This is a genomic window from Vreelandella vilamensis, from assembly GCF_031451755.1.
GTDB lineage: Bacteria > Pseudomonadota > Gammaproteobacteria > Pseudomonadales > Halomonadaceae > Vreelandella > Vreelandella vilamensis.
The window spans coordinates 25495-46113 of record NZ_JARWAN010000014.1; the positions used below are offsets into that span (position 1 = coordinate 25495).

20 protein-coding genes are annotated in these 20619 nt (G+C 57.9%); 14 read left to right on the forward strand and 6 right to left on the reverse strand.

The window, feature by feature from the left end:
• Nucleotides 1–98 precede the first annotated feature (98 nt).
• From QC823_RS09650 to QC823_RS09670, 5 genes are read left to right on the forward strand one after another with little or no spacing between them, the layout of a single operon-like run.
• Entirely contained in the window at nt 99–398 is a 300-nt protein-coding gene (locus QC823_RS09650) for an exodeoxyribonuclease VII small subunit (protein WP_309656136.1), read from the forward strand.
• Nucleotides 392–1285: a (2E,6E)-farnesyl diphosphate synthase gene (ispA, locus tag QC823_RS09655; protein WP_309656137.1), complete on the forward strand. Its 894-nt coding sequence runs from the start codon at nt 392–394 to the stop codon at nt 1283–1285. The genes QC823_RS09650 and ispA overlap by 7 nt, the downstream gene beginning before the upstream one ends.
• 22 nt (nt 1286–1307) lie before the next feature.
• Nucleotides 1308–3242 (forward strand): 1-deoxy-D-xylulose-5-phosphate synthase, encoded by a 1935-nt coding sequence (gene dxs, locus QC823_RS09660; RefSeq protein ID WP_309656138.1) that lies wholly within the window; start codon nt 1308–1310, stop codon nt 3240–3242.
• Between the two features lie 30 nt (nt 3243–3272).
• Complete coding sequence (gene djlA, locus QC823_RS09665) at nt 3273–4031, forward strand: co-chaperone DjlA (RefSeq protein ID WP_309656139.1); 759 nt, start codon at nt 3273–3275, stop codon at nt 4029–4031.
• A 41-nt stretch (nt 4032–4072) separates the two neighbouring features.
• Nucleotides 4073–4696: a glutathione S-transferase family protein gene (locus QC823_RS09670; RefSeq protein ID WP_309656140.1), complete on the forward strand. Its 624-nt coding sequence runs from the start codon at nt 4073–4075 to the stop codon at nt 4694–4696.
• Nucleotides 4697–4710: 14 nt separating this feature from the next.
• Here QC823_RS09670 and trhA read toward each other — a convergent pair whose 3' ends face one another.
• Nucleotides 4711–5397: a PAQR family membrane homeostasis protein TrhA gene (gene trhA / locus QC823_RS09675; protein ID WP_309656141.1), complete on the reverse strand. Its 687-nt coding sequence runs from the start codon at nt 5395–5397 to the stop codon at nt 4711–4713.
• 47 nt (nt 5398–5444) lie between these two features.
• A complete protein-coding gene (gene ribA, locus QC823_RS09680) occupies nt 5445–6080 on the reverse strand; it encodes a GTP cyclohydrolase II (protein WP_309656142.1) in 636 nt (211 codons plus the stop codon).
• 205 nt (nt 6081–6285) lie between these two features.
• Here ribA and hemE point away from each other — a divergent pair, with 205 nt between their 5' ends.
• The 6 genes from hemE (at nt 6286) to QC823_RS09710 (ending at nt 12674) form a co-directional block, all read left to right on the forward strand.
• Nucleotides 6286–7368: a uroporphyrinogen decarboxylase gene (gene hemE / locus QC823_RS09685; protein ID WP_309656143.1), complete on the forward strand. Its 1083-nt coding sequence runs from the start codon at nt 6286–6288 to the stop codon at nt 7366–7368.
• Complete coding sequence (gene speE / locus QC823_RS09690) at nt 7365–8225, forward strand: polyamine aminopropyltransferase (protein WP_309656144.1); 861 nt, start codon at nt 7365–7367, stop codon at nt 8223–8225. The genes hemE and speE overlap by 4 nt, the downstream gene beginning before the upstream one ends.
• A gap of 217 nt (nt 8226–8442) precedes the next feature.
• Nucleotides 8443–9465 carry an amino acid ABC transporter substrate-binding protein gene (locus QC823_RS09695; RefSeq protein ID WP_309656145.1) on the forward strand — a complete coding sequence of 341 codons (1023 nt, stop codon included), beginning with the start codon at nt 8443–8445 and terminating at the stop codon, nt 9463–9465.
• Between the two features lie 90 nt (nt 9466–9555).
• Nucleotides 9556–10746 carry an amino acid ABC transporter permease gene (locus QC823_RS09700; RefSeq protein ID WP_309656146.1) on the forward strand — a complete coding sequence of 397 codons (1191 nt, stop codon included), beginning with the start codon at nt 9556–9558 and terminating at the stop codon, nt 10744–10746.
• Between the two features lie 16 nt (nt 10747–10762).
• Nucleotides 10763–11863, forward strand: coding sequence for an amino acid ABC transporter permease (locus QC823_RS09705; RefSeq protein WP_309656147.1), 1101 nt, complete (start codon nt 10763–10765; stop codon nt 11861–11863).
• Between the two features lie 49 nt (nt 11864–11912).
• A complete protein-coding gene (locus QC823_RS09710) occupies nt 11913–12674 on the forward strand; it encodes an amino acid ABC transporter ATP-binding protein (protein WP_309656148.1) in 762 nt (253 codons plus the stop codon).
• A 7-nt stretch (nt 12675–12681) separates the two neighbouring features.
• On the opposite strand, the gene QC823_RS09715 is transcribed toward QC823_RS09710, so the two are convergent.
• On the reverse strand, nt 12682–14163 hold the full coding sequence (locus QC823_RS09715; protein WP_309656149.1) for a sensor domain-containing diguanylate cyclase: 1482 nt from the start codon (nt 14161–14163) through the stop codon (nt 12682–12684).
• Between the two features lie 152 nt (nt 14164–14315).
• On the opposite strand from QC823_RS09715, the gene QC823_RS09720 reads away from it, so the two are divergent.
• Complete coding sequence (locus QC823_RS09720) at nt 14316–14750, forward strand: host attachment protein (protein WP_309656150.1); 435 nt, start codon at nt 14316–14318, stop codon at nt 14748–14750.
• A gap of 165 nt (nt 14751–14915) precedes the next feature.
• Entirely contained in the window at nt 14916–16775 is a 1860-nt protein-coding gene (locus tag QC823_RS09725; RefSeq protein ID WP_309656151.1) for a methyl-accepting chemotaxis protein, read from the forward strand.
• A 24-nt stretch (nt 16776–16799) separates the two neighbouring features.
• Here the strand turns inward: QC823_RS09725 and QC823_RS09730 are convergent, their stop codons facing one another.
• On the reverse strand, nt 16800–17726 hold the full coding sequence (locus QC823_RS09730) for a LysR family transcriptional regulator (protein ID WP_309656152.1): 927 nt from the start codon (nt 17724–17726) through the stop codon (nt 16800–16802).
• A 188-nt stretch (nt 17727–17914) separates the two neighbouring features.
• Here QC823_RS09730 and QC823_RS09735 point away from each other — a divergent pair, with 188 nt between their 5' ends.
• A complete protein-coding gene (locus QC823_RS09735; RefSeq protein WP_309656153.1) occupies nt 17915–18691 on the forward strand; it encodes a ferredoxin--NADP reductase in 777 nt (258 codons plus the stop codon).
• A 169-nt stretch (nt 18692–18860) separates the two neighbouring features.
• Here the strand turns inward: QC823_RS09735 and glnK are convergent, their stop codons facing one another.
• A complete protein-coding gene (gene glnK / locus QC823_RS09740) occupies nt 18861–19199 on the reverse strand; it encodes a P-II family nitrogen regulator (RefSeq protein ID WP_009098335.1) in 339 nt (112 codons plus the stop codon).
• Between the two features lie 136 nt (nt 19200–19335).
• Nucleotides 19336–20586, reverse strand: coding sequence for an ammonium transporter (locus tag QC823_RS09745; protein WP_309656154.1), 1251 nt, complete (start codon nt 20584–20586; stop codon nt 19336–19338).
• Nucleotides 20587–20619 lie beyond the last annotated feature (33 nt).

The following is a 20619-nucleotide window of genomic DNA, read 5'->3' on the forward strand; positions in this document are numbered from 1 at the left end:
TTCGTCCAAACCCGGGCAGACGCGCCGGGGGGTGGTCGGTGTATACTGAGCGGCCATTTTCCATGACACTGGTCGTAAACAAACGTGGACTTTGAGACATGACACCTTCCTCCCCGCAGGACGATCCCGAACAGGGCGCTCCCAAGCAGGACTTTGCGGCCACGGTTGAGCAGCTAGAAGCGCTCATCGAGCGGTTGGAATCAGGCGCACTGTCGCTTGAGGATTCGCTCACGGCGTTTGAACAAGGCGTGCGCCTCACCCGCGAGGCACAAAACCGCCTGGATAACGCCGAACTGAAAGTGCGCGCGCTAAGCGAGGATGGCGACGGCCGGCTGGCGGTCACACCGTTTAACGCGCCAGACGATGACGCCACCGGCGAGGAGACGCCGCCATGGTAGCCACTCAAACGCCCGTTCTGGAAACCTTGCGTCACGCGAGCAATGCCCGCGTCGATGCCACGCTTTCCGCACTGTTTGAGGCGCGTCCGGCCACCGCCCCACGGTTAGAAGCGGCCATGCGCCACGGCCTACTGGTCGGCGGTAAGCGTCTGCGCCCGCTTCTGGTTTACCTTGCGGGCCGCGCCCTAGGCGCCGATGATGAAGCACTCGATGCCCCAGCGGCAGCGATTGAGCTGATCCACGCCTACTCGCTAATTCACGATGACCTGCCGGCAATGGACGATGACGACTTGCGTCGCGGCCAGCCCACCGTCCATATCGTCTATGACGAAGCCACCGCGATTCTTGCCGGCGATGCGCTGCAGACGTTAGCGTTTGAGGTGCTGGCCAATACGCCCCACCCGCGTTTAGGCAGCCTTGTGCGCACGCTGGCGACCGCCTCCGGTCGTGATGGCATGGTGGCCGGCCAAGCGTTGGATTTGGACGCCGTGGGCGGCCACCCGGACGTTGACGCCCTGGCGCACATGCACGCACACAAAACCGGCGCGCTGATCGAGGCCGCCGTGCGCTTGGGCGGTTTGGTCGCAGTGGCCGAGACCGACCCGCGCCTGGAGGCGCTATCTCGCTACGCGCGCGCGATTGGTCTCGCCTTTCAAATTCACGACGACGTATTGGATGTTATCGGCGATACGGCGACGCTGGGTAAAACCTCCGGCGCCGATGCGGCCCGGGAAAAGCCCACCTACCCCGGTTTGCTCGGGCTTGAGAACGCACAGCTTAAAGCCCAGACCCTAATTGACGAGGCCATCGCCGCGCTTGCCCCGCTGGGCGAGAACGCCGTACCGCTGGCCGATTTAGCCCATTATATGATCGAGCGCGACCACTAGCGCTTCTGATAGACGAGTGCCCATGAAGCTGTTCGACGAGATTCCCCGCGAGCGCCCGGCCACGCCGATGCTCGACTCTTTTGATCATCCCGCACCGCTGCGGGCCATGAACGTGGCGCAGCTTAAAGAGCTCGCCGACGAACTGCGCGCCTATTTGCTCTATAGCGTCGGCGTTTCCGGCGGTCACTTCGGTGCCGGATTGGGTGTGGTGGAACTGACGGTGGCGCTACACCACGTTTTTCACACCCCCCACGACCGGTTGGTATGGGACGTGGGCCATCAGGCTTACCCGCACAAGGTGTTGACCGGGCGGCGCGACGCGATGCTCGGCATTCGCCAGCAAGGCGGGCTGGCGGCGTTTCCGCGCCGCGCCGAATCCGCGTACGACACCTTCGGCGTCGGCCATTCGAGCACCTCGATTTCCGCCGCGCTGGGGATGGCGCTGGCGGCCAAAGCGCAAGGCGAAAACCGCCGCGTTTGCGCGGTGATCGGCGACGGTGCGCTCAGCGCGGGCATGGCGTTTGAGGCGTTGGCCCACGCCGGGCACGTCGACGCCAACATGCTCGTGATCCTCAACGACAACGAGATGTCGATCTCCGAGAACGTCGGCGGCATGGCAACGTATCTGGCGCGGATGTTGTCCAGCAAGCCGTACCTTAAGATGCGTGAAGAGGGCAAAAAGGTACTCTCTCACCTGCCCGGCGCCTTGGAGCTGGCGCGCCGCACCGAAGAGCACATGAAAGGCATGGTCAGCCCCGCCACCCTGTTTGAGGAGATGGGCTTTCACTACGTTGGCCCCATCGACGGCCACGACCTGGACTCGCTTACCCAGGCGCTGACCCATTTAAGCGAGCTTGATGGCCCGCAGTTTTTGCATATCAAGACGGTCAAGGGCAAAGGCTTTCTTCCTGCCGAGGCCGATCAAATTGGCTACCACGCGATTACCAAGCTGGAAAAAACCGAACCGTTGACGACGAAAACCGTTACCGCGCCGGCGCCAGCCTCTTCTGCTCCTAAAAACTCAGTTCCTAAAAAGAAATATTGCAACGTTTTCGGCGACTGGCTGTGCGACATGGCGGCCGCGGATAGCCGCTTGATGGGGATTACCCCGGCGATGCGCGAGGGCTCCGACCTGGTGCGTTTCTCCCAGCAATACCCCGAGCGCTACTTTGACGTGGCGATTGCCGAGCAGCACGCGGTGACACTCGCCGCTGGCATGGCCTGCGAGCACATGAAGCCCGTCGTGGCGATCTACTCGACCTTTTTGCAGCGCGGCTATGATCAGCTGATTCACGACGTCGCCGTGCAAGCGCTCGACGTGACGTTTGCCATCGACCGCGCTGGGTTGGTGGGCGAAGACGGTCCCACCCATCACGGCAGCATGGACCTTTCATTTCTGCGCTGCGTGCCCGGCATGGTGATTTTAGCGCCGGCGGACGAAGCCGAGTGCCGCGCCATGCTAAGCGCGGCTTATCATCATCCTGGCCCGGCAGCGGTGCGTTACCCGCGCGGCACCGGCCCCGGTGTAGAGATCCCCGCGCACCTTGAGCCATTGCCCATCGGCCAGGCCGAAATCCGCCGCAGCGCCCAGGGTGGCGAGGGCATGCGCATTGCACTACTTGCTTTCGGCAGCCTCAACGGACCCGCCGCTGACGCTGCCGATCGATTGAACGCCACGCACATCAACATGCGCTCGATCAAACCGCTCGACCGCGACGCGGTACTTCACGCCGCCGATGAACACGAGCTTTTGGTCACGCTGGAAGAAAACGTGATTGCCGGGGGCGCCGGCAGCGCGGTCAACGAACTCCTGGCCGCCGAAGGCGTTCAGATCGAAGTCCTCAACCTCGGCCTGCCGGACGCTTTCGTTGAGCACGGCACCCCCGCCGAGCTTTTACTCGACTGCGAGCTGGATGCCGCGGGGATTGAGCGCGCCATCCGCGCCCGGCTGCCGTAACCTTTATTATTTTCAACGCTAGAGACTGCCATGTTATTTCTGATTATTGTGTTTGCGCTGATCGGCCTTGCCATTGGCGGCCCGCTTGGTTTATTGATTGGCGGCGGCCTGGGCTGGTGGCTAGGGCGACGCCTCAAACGCCGCCTGAATATTGCGCGACAACGCCTTCAAGAGGGCTTTCTGGACTCCATTTTTTCGGTCATGGGATGTTTGTGCCAAGCCGACGGTAAAGTGACCGACGGCGAGCTGGGCATTGCCGAAAAGCTATTCGACCAGATGCGACTGCAAGGTGAACAGCGCGACCGGGCACGCGCGGCATTTGAACGCGGCCGCGCTGACGACTTCGACCTGGACGCCGAGCTTGCCAGCGTAAACCGCCTTACCCGCCACCAGCCCGTCATGCGCCAGGTGTTCCTGCAGGTTCAGCTATCGGCGATTGCCGCCGATGGCGTGCTGCACGACAGCGAGCACGAGATGATGCTGCGCGTCGCCCGGGGCGTCGGCTGCAGCGAGACCGAAGTGCAGCAAATTGAGGCAATGCTGCACGGCGCGGCGGCCAACTCCCAAGGCGCCAGCGAAGAAGCGCTCAAAGACGCCTACAAGGTGCTTGGCGTCTCCGAAGACGCCAGCGACGCCGACATCAAAAAGGCTTACCGGCGCCTAATGAGCCAAAACCACCCAGATAAACTGGCGGGCAAAGGGCTCCCCGAAAGCATGCGCGAAGTGGCGCAGGCGCGCACCAGCGAGATCGCCAACGCCTATGAGCGCATCAGCAAAGCGCGGGAATAACCCCGTGTGACACCCGTTCGATATCTTTGGCAGGAGGCGCCATGATCACCCTTTACAGCCACCCCAACTCTCGCTCGCTGCGGGTCGCCTGGACGCTTGAAGAGCTTGGCCTGGACTATCAGTGTCAGCACGTTGCACTGGACCAAGGCGAAGGCCAAGCCGCGGCGCACTTAGCGCGCCACCCGGATGGCAAGGTGCCGGTGCTGGAGGATGGCGATGTGACACTTTTCGAGTCGGCGCCAATTTGCCGCTACCTTGCCGAGCGCTACGGCAACGGGGCACTGCTGCCGGCCGATATTGCCGGGCGCGCAGCGGTAGATCAGTGGCTGAGCTTTATCATCACCGAAGTCGAGCAGCCGTTATGGACACAGGCTAAACACAAATTTGCCTTGTCGCAGGACAAGCGGGTGCCGGCCGTGATCCCCACCGCCGCGTGGGAATTTCAGCGTGCGCTAGCCGCGCTTGAACGCCGCCACAACGGGCAAGAAACCTTGGTCGGCGAGACGTTTACGCTGGCAGATATTTTTCTCACCCAAACGCTTGGCTGGGCCGTAAAAATGAAAAATCGTCTGCCGGAGGCGCTTGCCACCTACCGCGAACACCACGCCAAGCGCCCGGCGATGGCACGTGCTATTGCGCGTGAAACAGCGGCCGCTGAAGGCTAAGTCACCGGCAAACACTAGGTCGTCGCTGGGTGCGGCAAAACAGCGCTGTAAACAGCCGCGTAATGGCAGGCGCTTCCGGCAATCACGAACAGATGCCAAATCGCATGATTAAAAGGGATAGCGCGCACGGCGTAAAAGATAACGCCTAAAGTGTAGGCGATGCCTCCACTGGCCAGTAGCACAATGCCGGTCGACGATAGATTCGCCGCCATTTCATCTGAAGCCAGCACGATCATCCAGCCCATGAGCAGATAGATCACCACGCGTAGCACCGCAAAACGCTCGGGCCAGAGCAGTTTACAGGTAATCCCTACCAGCGCCAGCGACCACACAGCGGCAAACAGTACCCAGCCCGTGGGGCCGCGCATGTTAACAAGCAGAAAGGGGGTGTATGTCCCCGCGATGAGCAGGTAAATCGAGCAGTGATCCAGCAGCCGAAAGCGCTGCTTCCAGCGCTGATGAGGGATGCCGTGGTACAGAGTCGAGGCGGTATACAACAGGATCAGCGTCGTCCCATACAGACTCAAGCTGACGATCTTCCACGGGTCAACATGACTCGCTACGCTTGCGGCTACCAAGAGTACCGCCATTCCCACCAGGCTAAACACAGCACCGATACCGTGACTAATGCTGTTTAGGCGCTCTTCCATATCACTGAACTCGCACAATGCTTCACATGATTCTTCACGTTCGATGTTCATCACAGGGCACTCCCCTCTAACGCCCCCGTACCATCATCACCGACCCATCATCCCTTGCGTTCGATATCCACATCGCTTGCCTGAGTGAAGTCGCCCAGCACCATCATGTGCCCGAGCTTGCCTGCCTTGGTGGTGAGGTACTGCTCGTTGTGGGGGTTCAAACCGGTGGTGATCGGTAAACGCTCAACAACGTTAACGCCATCGCGGGTTAAGGCTTCGACCTTGCGCGGGTTGTTGGTCATTAGCTTAAGCGCCGTAATCCCCAGGTGATCGAGCATCGGCACGCAAAGGTCGTAACGACGCATATCGGCACCAAAACCCAACCGCTCGTTGGCCTCTACCGTATCAGCGCCTTGGTCTTGCAAATGGTAGGCGCGAATCTTGTTCAAAAGGCCAATCCCGCGGCCTTCCTGGCGTAAATAAAGCAACACGCCACGCCCTTCCGCGGCAATGCGCTTGAGCGCCTCTTGCAGCTGATAACCGCAGTCACAGCGCATAGAAAACAGCGCATCGCCGGTTAAACACTCCGAGTGAACACGCCCGAGTACCGGAATATCCCCGGTCACGTCACCGAGCGTCAACGCGATATGATCTTTGCCCGTCGCTTCATCTTCGAAGCCGTGCATGGTAAATGTCGCCCAGGGGGTGGGCAGCTGGGAAGCGGCAATAAAGCGAATGGTCACAGGTTACCTCGGTGATCAGCACACCCGTACATGAAAAGCGTGTTAACAAAATGGTGACTTATTTTAGCAGGAACCGTCAGCAATTACCGCGATGAACGCCGAATCCGATAAGCGCTTGGCATATCATCCGGCGGCCCTGCTGCCCTATAATCGGCACCATCGTATATCTACCCCAAGAGCCATTCGACGCCGAGAGCCCCTATTTATGACTCAAGCCCTTCACAATGACCGTTTTCTTCGCGCACTCGCGCGCCAGCCCGTCGACCGCACGCCCGTGTGGATGATGCGCCAAGCCGGCCGCTACCTGCCGGAGTATCGCGCCAGCCGTGCCGATGCGGGTAGCTTTATGGACCTATGCCGTAACCAGGATCTGGCCTGCGAGGTTACCATGCAGCCGCTTGAGCGCTACCCGCTGGATGCGGCGATTCTGTTCTCGGATATTCTGACGATTCCCGATGCCATGGACTTAGGGCTTTACTTTGTTACCGGCGAGGGGCCTAAATTCAAAAAAACCGTGCGCACCCCAGAAGAGGTGGACGCGCTGAAAGTGCCCGATGCCGAGCGTGATTTGGACTATGTCATGAACGCGGTCTCGACCATTCGCCGCGAACTCAACGGCCGCGTGCCGCTCATCGGCTTCTCCGGTAGCCCCTGGACTCTCGCGACCTACATGGTAGAAGGCAGCTCAAGCAAAGACTTCCGCCACGTCAAAACCATGCTTTACGACACGCCGGATGCCATGCACCAGCTGCTCGATAAGCTAGCACACGCGGTAACCGACTACTTGAACGCGCAGATTCGCGCGGGCGCGCAAGCGGTGCAGATTTTCGACACCTGGGGGGGAGCCCTGTCCACCCCGGCCTACCTTGAATTCTCGCTGCGCTATATGGAGCAAATCGTCTCCGGGCTGATTCGCGAGCATGACGGTCGCCGTGTGCCGGTGATTATGTTCACCAAAAACGGCGGCCAGTGGCTGGAGCATATCGCCTGTGCAGGCGCAGACGGCGTAGGGCTAGACTGGTCGACGGAGCTTTCCGACGCCCGTGCCCGCGTGGGGCATAAAGTAGCGCTACAGGGCAACCTTGACCCCAACGTGCTGTTTGCTCGCCCGTCCGCCATTCGCGCCGAAGTCGCACGGATTTTGGAGAGCTACGGCCCCGGTCCCGGTCATGTGTTCAACCTTGGCCACGGCATCAATCAGTTCACCAACCCCGATCACGTCACCGCCTTTATGGACGCGCTGCATGACCTCAGTCCACAGTATCATCGGGAGATCGCGACCCAATGAACCCGTTACCGCATGACGCATGGTTTACCGAAGTCTTTGACCACCATGGCAGCGCCTTTTCGCTCAAAGTGAGCGAAAAGTTGCTCGATTTTCAAAGCCCCTACCAGCATCTTGAAGTGTACGCCACCGACACCTACGGCAACCTGATGGTGCTGGATGGCTGCGTAATGCTGACCGAGCGCGATAATTTCCTCTACCACGAAATGATCGCCCATCCGGCGCTGTTTACTCACCCAGACCCCAAGCGCGTGGTGATTATCGGCGGCGGCGACTGTGGCACGTTAAAAGAGGTGTTACGCCACCCAGGGGTTGAGCACGTCACGCAAATCGACATCGATGAAGAAGTTACCAAAGCCGCCGAGCGTTTCTTCCCGTCGCTGGTGGAAGCCAACGACGACCCGCGCGCCGAGCTTCTCTTCGCCGATGGCGTCAAGTGGGTGGATAACGCGGAAGACGCCAGCATCGATGTGCTGATCATTGATTCCACCGACCCGGTCGGCCCAGCGGAGGGGTTATTTAAAACCGACTTTCTCAAGCGTTGCCACCGCATCCTCGCTCCCGACGGCGTGATGGTGCAACAAAGTGAATCGCCGCTTTACCATAGCGCTACCATCATCCGCGAGCTGCGCCATGATATGCGCGAAGCAGGCTTTAATAGCGTCGCCACACTGCCGTTCCCCCAGCCTGTCTACCCTTCCGGCTGGTGGAGCGTGACGCTTGCCGGTAAAGAGACCGATGTGAATCGCTTTCGCGAAGAGGCTGCCGCAGGCCACGGCATGCCGCTGCAGTACTACACACCTGAAGCGCATCGCGGCGCACTCGTGTTACCCCCCTTTATGCGCAACGCCCTTGCCTAGTCAAGACAGGGGCGCACGCGGCACGCATACGCACCAATAAAGTGCAAAAATTAGCCGCCTGAGGCACGTTTTATCGCAAAACGTGCCTCAATATCGCTGATATTACGTTGAAAACCGCTGAATTTCCCGGCGTATCTTCTTTGGCACATTCCTTGCTAGTTTTTATTGTCATGCATCTGCATGCATAACGACAGTAAACCAAGTAAGGGGAACGACCATGTTGAACAAGAAACACTTATTCCTGCTGGCCTCCACGGGTGCCATTACGTTAGCCGGTGCCACCGCTCAAGCCGACACCTTGGAAGACACCCAGGAAAACGGTGCCGTTCGTTGCGGCGTCAGCGACGGCCTGCCGGGCTTTTCGGCACCGGATGACGATGGCAACTGGCAGGGGCTTGACGTTGACGTCTGCCGCGCCGTCGCTGCCGCCGTACTTGGTGATGCTGACGCGGTAGACTTTATTTCTCTTAACGCTGTTGAGCGCTTCACCGCACTGCAGTCGGGGGAAGTGGATGTTCTTTCACGTAACACCACCTGGACCACCACGCGCGATACCACCCTTGGCCTTAACTTCACCGGCGTTAACTTTTACGACGGCCAAGGCTTTATGGTCGCACGCGACCTGGGCATTACCAGCGTTGATGAACTCGACGGTGCGTCGATTTGTATTCAGTCCGGTACGACCACCGAACTGAACCTGGCCGATTATTTCCGTGCCAACGACATGGAATTCAACCCCATCGTGTTCGATACCTCGGAACAGACCGTGGGTGGCTACCAGGCAGGCCGTTGCGACGTGCTGACCTCTGACACCTCTCAGTTGGCCGCACTGCGTATCCAGCTTGAGAACCCACAAGACTCCGTAATCCTCTCGGATGTCATTTCCAAAGAGCCGCTCGGCCCCGTCGTTCGCCAAGGCGATGACACTTGGTTCAACATTGTCAAATGGTCGCTGTTTGCCATGTTGAATGCCGAAGAATACGGCGTGACCAGCGACAACGCGGAAGAAATGCTGACCTCCGACGATCCTAATATCGCGCGCCTGTTGGGCCAAGACGGTAACTACGGCGAAGGCATGAACCTTGACGCTGACTGGGCTTACAACATTGTCAGCCAGGTGGGTAACTACGCTGAAAGCTTTGACCGCAACGTGGGCATGGACTCCCCGCTGGAAATTGAACGCGGCGTTAACGCGTTGTGGAACGAAGGTGGCTTCCAGTACGCACCGCCGATTCGCTAAGCGTCTCGCTTGACCCTGGCCCGCCGCCCCTTATTTTAAGGGCATAGGCGGGCCATCTGATTGACCTTGTGTATCGCGGAGACGCCACCCATGTCTGTACGACCCGATGCTCGCCCCGTCGGCCAAAAGCCGCCGTTTTGGCGAGACCGCGCGAAGCGCGCGCTTATTTTTCAGCTCATTTTAGTCGCCGCCGTCGTGGCGTTTCTGATCTATATTATCGGCAATACCCAAGCCAACTTGGATGCCCGTGGTATCACCACTGGTTTTGGCTTTTTAAACAACACAGCCGGCTTCGGTATTGGTCAAACGCTAATCGAGTACTCTTCCCAAAGCACCTACGGGCGCACCTTTATCATTGGCTTGCTTAACACCCTGCTGGTCGGTGGGTTGGGGGTATTAGCCGCATCGATTATTGGTTTTATCGTGGGTATCGCACGGCTATCGCCCAACTGGCTGATCTCTAAACTGGCCAACGCGTATATCGAAACGTTTCGTAATATCCCCCTGCTGTTGCAGATTTTCTTCTGGTACTTCGCCGTTCTGCGTACCTTACCCAGCGCCAGAGAAAGCATGGCGTTTGGCGAGGCGATATTTTTGAACGTGCGGGGGCTATATCTTCCCCAACCGCTGTTTGAATCCGGCTTTGGCTTGATTCCCGCCACCTTTGTCGTCGCCATTGTTGCCAGCATCGCACTGGTTGTGTGGAATAAACGACGTCACGAAGCCACTGGCAAGCGCCTGCCGGTTTTCTGGATGTCGCTGGTGCTTATTTTCGGCCTTCCGTTGCTGATCCTGGTGGTCACCGGCGTCCCGGTTACCTGGGAAATGCCGGTACTGCGCGGCTTTAATTTCGGTGGTGGTATCACCATTATTCCCGAATTTTTGGCACTGTGGCTGGCACTGTCCATTTATACCGCCTCCTTCATTGCCGAAATTGTGCGTTCGGGTATTCAGGCGATCCCGCATGGACAAACGGAAGCCGCTCAGGCACTCAGCTTGCCGCGCAAGCTCGTCCTGCGCCTGGTGGTCATTCCCCAGGCCATGCGCGTCATCATTCCGCCGCTCACCAGCCAATACCTAAACCTGATTAAAAACTCCTCACTGGCCACCGCCATCGGTTACCCCGATCTGGTCTCGGTTTTCGCCGGTACCACGCTTAACCAGACCGGTCAGGCCATCGAAGTGATTGCCATGACCATGGCGGTTTATCTGATCATCAGCTTGCTGGTGTCCATGTTCATGAACTGGTTCAACGCTCGCGTTGCGCTGGTGGAACGCTAGGCCGGAGGCGACCCTTATGATTCACAACAAAGACATGATACCCGAGCAGCCGGCCCCCAAAGGCACCATTGGGCCCATTGCGTGGCTACGCGGTAACCTGTTCAACGGCCCGATCAATAGCCTATTCACGCTGTTGGGCCTTTATGTACTCTACCTGCTGCTGGTGCCGACTATTCAATGGGCGTTTATCAATGCCGATTGGGTGGGCGATAGCCGCGAAGACTGTTCCCGGGTGGGTGCCTGCTGGGTGTTCGTCAACGCGCGTTTTTCCCAGTTTATATATGGCCTTTATCCCAGCGAGGAGTACTGGCGCGCCAATATCGTGTTTGCCATGTTCGCCGGCATTATCGCCTGGATGGTGATTCCCCGGCTGCCGTTCAAGCGCTGGGTAACCGTATTTGCCTTGTTAGGTTTCCCGGTCATCGCCTATGTGCTGCTGCACGGCGGCTACTTTGATTTGCCGCAGGTTTCCACTCACCGCTGGGGCGGCTTGATGCTAACGCTGCTGCTGGCCAGTGTCGGGATGATTGGCGCGCTGCCCATCGGCATCGTACTGGCGCTTGGGCGACGCTCCAATATGCCCATTGTCAAAACCTTCTGCGTAATCTTCATCGAGTTCTGGCGCGGTGTTCCGCTCATCACCATCCTGTTTATGGCGTCAGTGATGCTGCCATTATTTTTGCCAACAGAACTGAGTGTTGATCGCCTTATCCGTGCGCTGATCGGCTTGACGCTGTTCCAGAGCGCCTATATGGCAGAGGTGATTCGCGGCGGTTTGCAGGCGATTCCCAAAGGCCAGGATGAAGCAGCGGCCGCGTTGGGGATGACCTACTGGAAACGCATGGGGCTGATCGTCATGCCGCAGGCGCTGAAGATGATGATTCCCGGTATCGTCAACACCTTTATCTCGCTGTTCAAGGACACCACGCTGGTGATGATCATTGGGCTGTTTGATCTGTTGGGTATCGTGCAAGCGGCGCTTTCCGACTCGCGTTGGCTGGGCTTCTCGTTGGAGGGATATGTATTTGCCGCGTTTGTCTTCTGGATTTTCTGTTTCAGCATGTCGCGCTACAGCCAGTACTTAGAGCGCAAACTAAATACCGGTCATAAGCAGTAATGTCGTTTTTGATGCGTTTAAACATCCAGGTTTTGAGTAGGACTTCAACATGACACAAGCAGCCACTAACACCGCCGACCTGATGGTCGAGATGCACAACGTCAATAAGTGGTTCGGCGATTTTCACGTACTGCGAGATATCTATCTTGAGGTCAAGCGCGGCGAGCGTATCGTGGTGTGCGGCCCCTCGGGTTCGGGTAAATCAACGCTGATTCGCTGTATCAACCACCTTGAAGAGCACCAAAAAGGGGACATCGTCGTGGGCGGCGTCCCGCTGACCCAAGACGTGAAGCGTATCGAGCAGATTCGCCGCAGCGTCGGCATGGTGTTTCAGCACTTCAACCTGTTCCCGCATTTATCAGTGCTGGAAAACTGCTGTATCGCACCGATGTGGGTGCAGAAAAAGCCGCGCAAAGAGGCGGAAGAATTGGCCATGCAGTACCTGGAACGGGTGCGTATTGCCGAGCAGGCTACCAAGTACCCAGGGCAGCTTTCTGGCGGCCAACAGCAGCGCGTGGCGATTGCCCGCTCACTGTGCATGCACCCGGACGTCATGCTATTCGACGAACCCACGTCAGCGCTTGACCCTGAGATGATCAAAGAAGTGCTGGACGTGATGGTGGAACTGGCCGAGGAAGGCATGACCATGATCTGTGTGACCCACGAAATGGGTTTCGCCAAGACCGTCGCCGACCGGGTGATCTTTATGGACCAGGGGCAAATCATTGAGGAAAACGCGCCCGAGCCGTTTTTCAACAACCCGCAGTCCGAGCGCACCCAGCTGTTCCTGAGCCAGATTTTGGGGCACTAACGAACGCCTAACGCTGCCAATAGGCCACCACACGGTTACGGCCGCTTTCTTTGGCGATGTAAAGCGCTTGATCCGCTTGGGCGATGGCCATCGACTGGCAGTGGCCGACACTCTCACCCGGCATCATGGTGGCCACGCCCAAGCTGACCGTCATTGGTACGCTCACCTCGCAAGCACTCAGCGTACCGCCGATGCCGGGCAGGGCATCGAGCACAAACGGGTCTTCGGCAATACAGCAACGCAGGCGCTCAGCAAGCTGCAGCACCTGCGTTTCTCCCATCTCACCGACGACCACCGCAAATTCCTCCCCGCCTAAGCGCACTAGGCAGTCATCGGGGCGTAGCTCCCCAACAAGACGCTTGGCCAGGGTTTTCAACAAGGTATCTCCTGCCGGATGACCATAGCGGTCGTTAATGATTTTGAAGTGATCAATATCCAGCAACAATAAATACGGGCGCTGGCACTTTCGGCTTTCCAAAAGTTCGCGAATATAGCGCACCATGCCCCGCCGATTATGCGCGCCGGTGAGCTCGTCAAATTCCGCCTCCGTTTGCGCTTGCACCTCGCCTTGTTTGCGCTGAGAAATATCAATCGCCAAGCCGGCGATGCCCGCAAGCCGCCCGCAGGAGACGTAATGAGCCTCAATCACGAGTTCGTGCCAGCGGGTATTTCCTTGCAGGTCGATCAAGCGCACATCGACACGGCAGCTGCTGTTACACACCCCACAGCATTGGCGCAAAAGGGCCCATAGCGTAAGGCGATCTTCTGTCACGATATGCGCTAAGAGCCGCCGAAGCGGCAGCCGAGCATAATCTTGCGGATAACCCAGGGAAGCTAATAGCCCTGAAGAGCACCAGGTGGCACCACTAGCGGGGTTCACTTCCCAAGCACCGCAGGCGGCGACACGCTGGAGCAGATCGACCTGCCGCTTGCGGCTATTGAGCTGATGGCGGTAGATCGCTGAAGCAATCAGCTCTGCAGCAATGGTTAATGCTTGAAGCCCAGAGCCTTCCCAGGCGATTTCGCGCTCACAGTCATCAAAACCCAGCGTGCCCCACCATTGGCCGTTGACCATGATCGGCACCGTGACCATGGAGCGAATAGCCTGGCTTTCCAGGTTCTCGCGCAGCGGACCGGGGGAGAGTTGCGAGACAATGCAGGCATGAGCATCACCGCGCTGGCGGCGCGTGACCATATCGGCGTACTCAGGATCATCAATCGCCATAGAGAAAAAGCGAAAGCGCTTTTGCGTCAACTGGCGATAGTCGGTCGTGGACGCCCACTCAAACACATAGTCCTGGAGTAGGCCGCTAGGAGATTGCTCAAGCAGCTGAAAAATCCATACGCGACTAACACCCGAGGCCTCACCCAGTTCTTGCAACAACTGATTAACCCCGTTGCTCCAAAAGCGGCGTTGCAATAACGCCGCGCTGCCGGTGGCGAGCGCATTAAGCAAACGCGGCGCATCTGGGGTAAGAGGAACAGGCATCGTCGCACTTCTCAACATTGTTGAACGCCCTGAGCCTAGCACAGCATGGTTAACTTGCATTAGCGACACTCACTTGCATTTGACCAAACCACAAACGCTTGCCATGGTGGAAAGACAAGCAAGCACTCGCGAAAAGAAGGAGGATGCGTACGATGACAACCTATATCGTGGTAGCGGACGCCGCACGAGCGCGTATTTTTACCCGCGACGCTCTAACATTAGAAGAACACGGGAGTTTAGTCCACGCCGAAGGGCGCTTACACGAAGGCGATTTAATCACCGACCGCCGCGGCGGCGATGTCCACGAAACAATGTCCACCACCTCACGCTCCTCCGCCGGTGAAGAAGGCACTGCCTCGCAGCACGAAAACGAGCTCTTCGCCAAAGAGGTCGCCCAACGCCTTTATAGCGCTCGTACCGAAAATCAGATCAGCAAGCTTGTGCTGGTGGCGCCGCCCAAATTTTTGGGTCTTTTGCGCGAAAAACTCGATGGGCCGACGCAAAAGCTCATCATTCATACGCTACCAAAAGACTTAACCAAGTCTTCCCTGAAAGCTATTCAAGACGCTGTTAGCGACCTGCGTTAATACAATAAATCGTTTTTCGCTTACAACTATTCGTTTACAACTATTTACTTACAACTATTCGTTTACAACTAAAGAAGTGCGTATCTCTGCCGATGACAGGAGGATTCGCAAATGCCGCGTGGCACCCGCGCGGCATTTTCTTGTCTCCTGATCTTGAGAGCCACCATGTTTACATCCCTAAGAGTCCGCATTCTGCTCGCTGCTCTAGCGGCGGTCGCTATCGCCCTTATCGTCAATGGCATTGTCAGTTATTCCACGGTAAAGCATCATAATAACGCCCAAGTGAGCCGCAACCTCAACGCGGTCGTCAACGGCAACACGCAGGCGCTTAACGAGTGGTTTAATGCCCGCCGTTCCATGCTTGAAAGCATGGATGAAGCCGCCCGGAGCGACGACCCCAGCGCCGCCCTGCGCCAGCTCACCGCTTCCGGCGATTTTATGGCCACTTATATTGGCTACGCCGATACCGGGGAGACGATCTTTTTTAACGACTGGCAGCCCCCGAGTAACTTTGACCCGCGCGAACGTCCTTGGTATAAGGCCGCCGTTGCCAAGCGCGACACTATCATTACCGCGCCTTACGTAGATGCTCAAACCGGCAATTTGGTCGTCACTTTTGCCCGCCCCTACTACGCCGATGGCGAACTGACGGCGGTGATCGGCGCCGACATCACCATCACTGAGGTCATTGAGATCGTGGCGAATATCGCGCCCACGGATTCAAGCTTCGCCTTCTTGACCACGGCAGACGGCACCTTGGTGGCCCATCCCGATGCGGATCTCACCTTAGAGCGCGCCACCGCGATCAGCGACACCTTGACGCCGGAAAAACTGAGCGCGATAGCCCGCGCCAAACAGCCTACGCCACTAACGCTTCAAGGCAGCGATAAACGCCTACTAGGCGGCAATGTCGGTGGCGATAGCGGCTGGCAGCTGATTGTGGCGCTTGATGAGCACGAAGCCACCGCCGGTCTTCGCGCCATCGCCACCACCACCACCATTACACTGGTGATTGTCGCGGCGTTAACCGCGGTTGTGCTGAGCCTACTGCTCAAGCTGTTGCTACGCCGCTTGCTTTCCGCGCGCGATGCCATGAACAGCATTGCCTCGGGCGAGGGCGACCTGACCCAGCGACTGCCCGAAGACGGCAACGATGAAGTGTCCCAAATCGCCGCGGCGTTTAACCGCTTTGTGGCGCGCATGGAAGCCGTGCTGATCGACGTGCGCCAAAGCAGCGAGGCGGTCAACAACGCCGCCACCGAAATTGCCCACGGCGGCCATGATCTCTCCCGACGTACCGACAACACTGCGTCCAGCCTGCAGCAAACCTCTGCGTCAATGGAAGAGATCACCAGCACCGTTGAGCACACTGCGTCATCAGCGCGAGAGGCAAACACGCTTTCACAGGGCGCCTCTGACGTTGCCGAACGCGGCGGCCAAGCGGTGTCTCAGGTGATTGCCACCATGGACGATATCGCCGAATCCTCGGGCAAAATTGGCGACATCGTCACGCTGATGAACGGCATTGCATTTCAGACCAATTTGCTCGCGCTTAACGCCTCGGTGGAGGCCGCGCGCGCGGGCGAGCACGGCCGTGGGTTCGCCGTTGTCGCCGAGGAAGTGCGCAATCTGGCGAGCCGTTCCAGCGAGGCCGCCAACGACATCAAGAGCCTGGTCGAAACCTCGCAAGGTAAGGTGGAAAATGGCACCAAGTTAGTGCAAAACGCGGGCGCGACCATGGACGAAATCGTCAGCCATATTGCGCGGGTCACGGAAGTGCTTCGAGAGATCACCTCGGCCGCCGGTGAACAAAGCGATGGCATCAGCCAAGTCAACGTCGCCGTGGCCGAGCTTGATCGCATGACCCAAGAAAATGCCGCCATGGTCGAAGAGTCCACCACCGCCGCTGAACAGCTGCGCGAACAGGCGGATCACCTCACCAGCGTGATTAGCCGCTTTAAGCTCTCATCGGCCCCTTCAACAACGCCCGCACTCGGCGCTCCGCGCAAACGCGACTGCCGCTGACTCTTGTCACTGACGTGTTCATGGCTAGGGAATCGGCGGCAGCGTAATATCATCGCTGCGCTTGGCGCCGGCGGTCATCTCACGGCACAGGCGCAAGAACTCGCGCACCCCGGTGGTGAGGTACTTGTGCCGGTGCCAGATAAAGGTGAACTGGCGCTTTAAATCGAGCTCCGGCGTGAGGAGCGGTACCAAGCTCCCGCGCCGGAACGCATCGCGCAGGGCCAGCCGCGAAATACAGCCAATTCCCAGTCCGGATTCCACCGCCCGCTTAATGCCTTCGGTGTGCTCAAGCTCTAGCAGGGTATTAAAACGCCCGCGTCGGTGGCGGGCGGCCTGCTCTAGGGTTAGCCGCGTGCCGGACCCCTCCTCGCGCATGATCCAGTCTTCGCGCAAAAGCTCATCCAGTTCCAGGTGCTCACGCCCGGCAAGCCGGTGACGTGGCGAGCAAAACACGCACAGCTCATCTTCCACCCACGGCTGGCTAATAATCCGCTCGTCGTCACATAACCCTTCGATCAGCCCAACATCCAGCGTGTGCTGGCGCACTCCTTCGATAATATGCCGCGTATTGCGCACCGCTAAACGCGCCCGGCTACCGGGGTGGCGCTGCATAAAATCACTGATCAATAGCGTGGCCAGGTAGTTGCCGATGGTCAGCGTGGCGCCCACGTCCAGCGTGCCAACCCCCTGCTGGCCGCGCAATAGTTCCTCGACCTCCTCGGCACGGTCCAAAAGCGCCACCGCCTTGGGGAGCAACTGAAACCCCAGCGCATTGAGCTTTAACCGCTTGCCCAAACGGTCAAGCAGCAAGCAATCAAACTGGCGCTCCAGCTCAGCCAGTGCCGTGCTCGCGGCGGATTGCGAGAGTGACAACGTTTTTGCCGCATGGGAGACGCTTTCGTGTTGTGCCACCGCGACGAAGACTTCCAACTGACGCAGGGTAAAGTGCATAAAAACTGACCTATATCTATATACTAGATAAACGTTATCAATATAATTCGCTTAACAGATATACCACGCTTTTTTTAGACTTGGTAGAAACACTTAATCTATTTCTTATTCTTTTTCAGCATATAAAGCCGGTGCGTTAACACGTGTAGCGCTGGTTAGCCTACATAACGGGTATATTAGGAGCCATTATGAGCAAATTTGCCTTGGAAGAAGTGCTCAGTGTTCATCACTGGAATGACTCGCTGTTCAGCTTTCGCACCACGCGCGAGCGCAGCCTGCGCTTTAAAAACGGTCAATTTGTGATGATTGGTCTGGAAGTCAACGGCAAGCCCTTGATGCGCGCCTACTCCATCGCCAGCCCTAACTACGAAGACCATTTAGAGTTTTTCAGCATCAAGGTGCCGGATGGCCCGCTCACCTCACGGCTGCAGCATTTAAAAGTGGGTGATCAAATCATGGTCAGCCGCAAACCCACCGGCACATTGGTGACCGACGATCTCCTGCCGGGGCGTAATCTCTACATGCTTTCCACGGGCACGGGCTTGGCGCCCTTTTTAAGCCTGATCCAAGACCCGGAAGTTTACGAGCGCTTTGAAAACGTGGTGCTGGTTCACGGCGTGCGCCACGTCTCCGAGCTGGCCTACGATGACTTCATTACCCAAGAGCTTCCGGCGCATGAGTACCTGGGCGACGATATCGCCGAGAAACTCGTTTACTACCCCACGGTCACGCGTGAAGATTTTCACACCATGGGGCGTCTCACCGATCACATTCGGACCGGCAAGCTGTTTGAAGACACCGACCTTCCGCCCATCGACCCGCGCCAAGACCGCGCGATGATCTGCGGCAGCCCCTCCATGCTCGACGACACCAGCGCCTTGCTGGATGAGCTGGGCCTGAATATCTCACCACGCATGGGTGAGCCGGGCGACTACGTCATCGAACGCGCGTTCGTGGAAAAATAGTGTAAGTGGAAAAATAGAGTAAGAGGAAAAACAGAACCATCTGCTCTTCGATAGGCTCAGAGCGAACGGTTTCGTCGGTCTTACTTACGCGCAACCTGTTGCCGGTCATCCTGAGCTTGTCGAGTTGCCGGTCATCCTGAGCTTGTCGAAGGACAACCGGCCACCCCTCCTACACCGCGTCTTTGCCCGTTTCACCGGTACGAATACGGATTACCTGCTCAAGCGGCATGACAAAGATTTTGCCGTCGCCGATCTTGCCGGTATTGGCCACTTGGGTAATGGCATCAATCACCTGTTCGGCCATGTCGTCATCCACGGCCACTTCCAGCTTTACCTTGGGCAGAAAGTCCACCACGTACTCGGCGCCACGGTAGAGCTCGGTGTGCCCTTTTTGGCGGCCGAAGCCTTTCACTTCCGTCACGGTAATACCCTGCACACCGATATCGGAGAGCGATTCGCGCACGTCATCAAGCTTGAACGGCTTGATAATGGCAGAAATCAGTTTCATGGAAGATGTCCTCTAGCGCTTGTGAGTCACACGTTAACGTTAACCCGCCAAGCATACACCGCTATCGCGCAAGAATAAAAAAGCCTCCCCGAAGGGAGGCCAAGAGGAGCACGCCAGCTCACTTAATAAGCATCGCTTATTTATTCGCGACGCTAAACTCGGGGTAGGCTTCCATACCGCACTCGGTAAGGTCGACACCTTCATACTCTTCTTCTTCGGTCACACGAATTCCCATGATCGCCTTGAGAATCAGCCATACCACAAGACTGGCAATAAAGACCCAGGCGAAGATACCCACGATACCGATAAGCTGCGGGCCGAACGATGCACCATCATTATTTAATGGCACGGCCAACACGCCCCAGATACCCACCACACCGTGAACGGAGATGGCACCGACCGGGTCGTCCAGTTTAGCTTTATCCAGCGTGACGATGGCGGCAACCACAATCAGACCACCAATCGCGCCAATAATCGTCGCACCCAACGCTGAAGGCGACAGCGGGTCAGCCGTAATGGCGACCAGGCCAGCCAGCGCGCCGTTAAGCGCCATGGTGAGGTCCGCTTTACGGAACCACAGCTTGGCAAGGATCAGCGCGGCGATCACACCACCTGCAGCCGCAGCGTTGGTATTCACGAACACCTGGGCAACATTGTTGGCGGAATCGACCGCAGCCAACTTCAATTCAGAGCCGCCGTTAAAGCCGAACCAGCCCATCCACAGGATGAAGGTACCCAGCGTGGCCAGCGGCATATTGGCGCCGGGAATCGCATGGATAGAACCGTCTTTGCCGTACTTGCCCTTACGCGGACCCAGTACGATAACGCCTGCCAACGCGGCGGCGGCACCGGCCATGTGGACAATGCCCGAACCGGCGTAGTCAGAATAGCCGACTTCGGCCAACCAGCCGCCGCCCCAGGTCCAGTAACCGGAAACAGGATAGATCACCGCGGTCATGACCACGGCGAAGGCCAGGAAGGCCCACAGTTTCATGCGTTCAGCGACAGCACCCGAGACGATCGACATCGCGGTTGCCACAAACACAACCTGGAAGAAGAAGTCGGAGCGCATGGAGTAATATGGCGCGTCATCCCCGCCTGCGGTGACTGCATCCACGCTGTTCTCAGCGCCGATCAGGAAGCCCAGGTTGGGCAGGAAGCCACCGGCGTTGCCGGAATACATGATGTAGTAACCCACCAGCAGATACATGGTGCAGGCAATCGCAAACAGCGCAATATTCTTGGTAAGAATTTCGGCGGTGTTTTTGGAACGCACCAAGCCAGCTTCAAGCATCGAGAAGCCAGCGGCCATCCACATTACCAACACACCGCAAATCAAAAAGTAAAACGTATCGAGCGCGTAGCTCAGATCAGTCAACTCATTCATTGTAAGTTCCCCGTTGAACTAAAAAATGATCCG

Coding starts and splice junctions, on each gene's coding strand:
- QC823_RS09650 (WP_309656136.1), top strand. CDS start 99: ATGACACCTTCCTCCCCGCAGGACGATCCCGAACAGGGCGCTCCCAAG.
- ispA (WP_309656137.1), top strand. CDS start 392: ATGGTAGCCACTCAAACGCCCGTTCTGGAAACCTTGCGTCACGCGAGC.
- dxs (WP_309656138.1), top strand. CDS start 1,308: ATGAAGCTGTTCGACGAGATTCCCCGCGAGCGCCCGGCCACGCCGATG.
- djlA (WP_309656139.1), top strand. CDS start 3,273: ATGTTATTTCTGATTATTGTGTTTGCGCTGATCGGCCTTGCCATTGGC.
- QC823_RS09670 (WP_309656140.1), top strand. CDS start 4,073: ATGATCACCCTTTACAGCCACCCCAACTCTCGCTCGCTGCGGGTCGCC.
- trhA (WP_309656141.1), bottom strand. CDS start 5,397: ATGAACATCGAACGTGAAGAATCATGTGAAGCATTGTGCGAGTTCAGT.
- hemE (WP_309656143.1), top strand. CDS start 6,286: ATGACTCAAGCCCTTCACAATGACCGTTTTCTTCGCGCACTCGCGCGC.
- speE (WP_309656144.1), top strand. CDS start 7,365: ATGAACCCGTTACCGCATGACGCATGGTTTACCGAAGTCTTTGACCAC.
- QC823_RS09695 (WP_309656145.1), top strand. CDS start 8,443: ATGTTGAACAAGAAACACTTATTCCTGCTGGCCTCCACGGGTGCCATT.
- QC823_RS09700 (WP_309656146.1), top strand. CDS start 9,556: ATGTCTGTACGACCCGATGCTCGCCCCGTCGGCCAAAAGCCGCCGTTT.
- QC823_RS09705 (WP_309656147.1), top strand. CDS start 10,763: ATGATTCACAACAAAGACATGATACCCGAGCAGCCGGCCCCCAAAGGC.
- QC823_RS09710 (WP_309656148.1), top strand. CDS start 11,913: ATGACACAAGCAGCCACTAACACCGCCGACCTGATGGTCGAGATGCAC.
- QC823_RS09715 (WP_309656149.1), bottom strand. CDS start 14,163: ATGCCTGTTCCTCTTACCCCAGATGCGCCGCGTTTGCTTAATGCGCTC.
- QC823_RS09720 (WP_309656150.1), top strand. CDS start 14,316: ATGACAACCTATATCGTGGTAGCGGACGCCGCACGAGCGCGTATTTTT.
- QC823_RS09725 (WP_309656151.1), top strand. CDS start 14,916: ATGTTTACATCCCTAAGAGTCCGCATTCTGCTCGCTGCTCTAGCGGCG.
- QC823_RS09730 (WP_309656152.1), bottom strand. CDS start 17,726: ATGCACTTTACCCTGCGTCAGTTGGAAGTCTTCGTCGCGGTGGCACAA.
- QC823_RS09735 (WP_309656153.1), top strand. CDS start 17,915: ATGAGCAAATTTGCCTTGGAAGAAGTGCTCAGTGTTCATCACTGGAAT.
- glnK (WP_009098335.1), bottom strand. CDS start 19,199: ATGAAACTGATTTCTGCCATTATCAAGCCGTTCAAGCTTGATGACGTG.
- QC823_RS09745 (WP_309656154.1), bottom strand. CDS start 20,586: ATGAATGAGTTGACTGATCTGAGCTACGCGCTCGATACGTTTTACTTT.